Genomic DNA, 2,582 nt, shown 5'->3' with positions numbered 1-2,582 from the left:
CGGCCAGGCTCGCCAATGACACCCGCGACGAGGACATTGACGGTCCGGTCGGCTTCGACAGCAAGGCCCAGCGCAAGCGCGAATTCGCCGCCGAAATGGGCCTTCAGGCACATGCCCTGCGCATGGCCGCCGAGGGCGCCGTTGCCGCCTACGAGCACATCGTCGGCGAGAGCTGGAAGCCCTACGAACGCCAGACCGAGAACCCCGGCCAGACCGTCAACCGGCAGGCAGCCGATCTCCAGATGGCGGCCCTTGGCTAACTGCCATCGGGCGGAGCTTCGGCTCCGCCCGATCTTCTCATACTGAGGCTGGTGTCCGTTCGGGAGCCGGCCTCTTTGCTGTGCCAAAGGCACCCGGCTCAAAGATGGACACGGCAAGTGATTAAGACCGCGCCAATCGCGGCCGTCACGAATGATGGTCCTGCTCCGGTCCTCGTGCCGCGAAACGGCTGCGCCGTCCTCCACTGACGTTGCGGCCCGCAAGCGATGGTTCTCAGCTTCCCCATCGATCCTGCGCGGGTTCGCGGACCTGCGGTCCTGCGCGTGCGGACCTCGTGACGGCCGCGATTGGCGCGGCCTCGAATGGAGGTTGGAAATGGACAGGAACAACAACAAGCCCCGCGTCGACATCTACGCGAAAATCACCGATCGTATCGTCGCGGATCTGCAGAAGGGCGTGCGTCCCTGGGTCAAACCGTGGAGCGTTGCGAATACGACCGGTCGCATCACACGGCCGCTCCGTCACAACGGCCTGCCGTATCAAGGGATCAATACACTGCTTTTGTGGTCGGAGGCGGTCGCGAGGGGCTTTGTCTCTCCGGTCTGGATGACGTTCAAGCAGAGTGCGGAGCTCGGGGGTCATGTTCGCAAGGGCGAGACCGGCTCCATGGTTGTTTACGCCAGCCGCTTCACCAGGACGGAAACCGACGCGCATGGCGAGGAAGTCGAGCGGGGTATTCCGTTCCTCAAGGCCTACACGGTGTTTTGCGCCGACCAGATTGAAGGTCTGCCGCCGCACTATCATGCGGCACCAGAGCCTGCCGCCGATCCTGTCCAGCGCATCGAGCATGCCGACCGTTTTTTCGACAACACCGGAGCGGTTGTGCGGTATGGCGGAGACAAGGCCTATTATTCTCCCTCTTCCGACCATGTGCAGTTGCCGTCACCGGAATTTTTCCGGGACATGGCTTCATTTGTCGCCACGAGAGCACACGAGACCCTGCATTGGACATCGGCTCCTCAGCGGCTGAACAGGGACCTCAGCCGCTACCACAAGGATCGCACGGATCGGGCGCGCGAAGAATTGCTCGTCGAGCTTGGTGCTGCGATGCTCTGCGCAGACCTCGATATCGTCCCCGAGCTCGAGCCGAGACCCGATCATGCCGCCTATATTCAAGGCTGGGCCAGCCTGCTGGGCAGCGACAAGCGGGCGATCTTTCAGGCAGCCGCCCACGCACAACGCGCGGTCAATTATCTCCACGAATTCCAGCCGCAGGCGGAAGAATTGGGGAGGGCGGCCTGATGTTACGCTCTCCGCTGTTGCAAGGGGAGAGCGCCGAGCCCTCCCCGATCCGCTTTCGCGTCATCAGTCTGGGCGCCGGAGTGCAATCGACCCCTTCGTCCTGATGGCGGCACACGGTTATTTTTGCCCTATATTCGCCGATACTTGCTGGGAAGCGGCCGTTGTCTACGACCATCTTCGCTGGTTGCCTCGCCGAATGTGCTGCCCTTTGCGCGAAATCTCCCCAACGTCGCTGAGGGCAAGCATCGGGCATGATTCCCGCTTTACCCCGGCACCGTCGACCGGGATTTCCATGCGGATAAGCCGAGCCGCGAGACCATAGAGAAGCGCATAACTCGGCGGGATTGCCTCAACTAGGTCGACATCTTGACGTGGCCGGCTAAGGCCAGCTCGACCTTTGGCCAAATGAAGGATGTGCGGCGTGTGATGGTCCAGTTTGGCAAGCGTCGTTCGCTCGGCAGAGCACATCAGGGTGAGGCCCCGCCTTGCGGCTGGCCCCGTTCGGGCGGTAACCCGGGGCCGAACCCTGATCAGCCGGCTGGTGCCGGCGTCCAGCCCAAAGATGGCTATCGATGTCCGCTATGCGGCCGCTCCTGCTTGAACAGCAGATTATCAGGCTCCTGGGACTCGCCTCGCGGCCCGTCATCGTTCGACCGATATCAGGAGGCGGGTGCGTCTCTTTCCGAGCTATCCGTCGTTCTACAATGACGCGTGACGGGGACGGCCAGGCTTGATGCTGCCTGACGTTAGTCGAAGTTGCGGTGATCATTCCGATGGGAGCTCGACCGTCGTCTGGCCGGCGGTTTCATGGAAAGGCCCACCACCTGCGTCCTCGATGGGGCTGGTCTGACCGAAGGCCGTCTTCGCTTCGCTGCGCCTCGTTCTTAAACCCGCAACAGCCGGTCGCGACTTTCTTCCCCTGGCGACTGCGCCGCCATTCCGCGCGGAACAAGAAAGCCTCCCCCTGGCTGCCCTTCACTGTCGTTGCGGCCCTAAGGACCACCCCCATACGGAACCGCCAAGGTGGGCCCCCGGGGGGGCGGCGGCGAGCCGACCGGTCC

1 protein-coding gene and 1 pseudogene are annotated in these 2,582 nt (G+C 63.1%); both read left to right on the top strand.

From position 1 onward, the window contains the following. Nucleotides 1-260 (top strand): annotated as a pseudogene (locus NKH19_RS33130) (hypothetical protein); the annotation flags it as partial. Between the two features lie 334 nt (nt 261-594). Continuing rightward, nucleotides 595-1,521, top strand: coding sequence for an ArdC family protein (locus tag NKH19_RS33125; RefSeq protein ID WP_352603818.1), 927 nt, complete (start codon nt 595-597; stop codon nt 1,519-1,521). The last annotated feature ends 1,061 nt before the right edge of the window (nt 1,522-2,582 follow it).

This window comes from Mesorhizobium sp. M1338, from assembly GCF_040318045.1.
Classification (GTDB): Bacteria; Pseudomonadota; Alphaproteobacteria; order Rhizobiales; family Rhizobiaceae; genus Mesorhizobium.
Note: the sequence above shows the minus strand (reverse complement) of the source record. Positions and strands in the feature narration are given on the sequence as shown.

What these genes read in the sequence shown, in the direction of transcription:
- NKH19_RS33125 (WP_352603818.1), top strand. Translation starts at nt 595, where the DNA reads ATGGACAGGAACAACAACAAGCCCCGCGTCGACATCTACGCGAAAATC.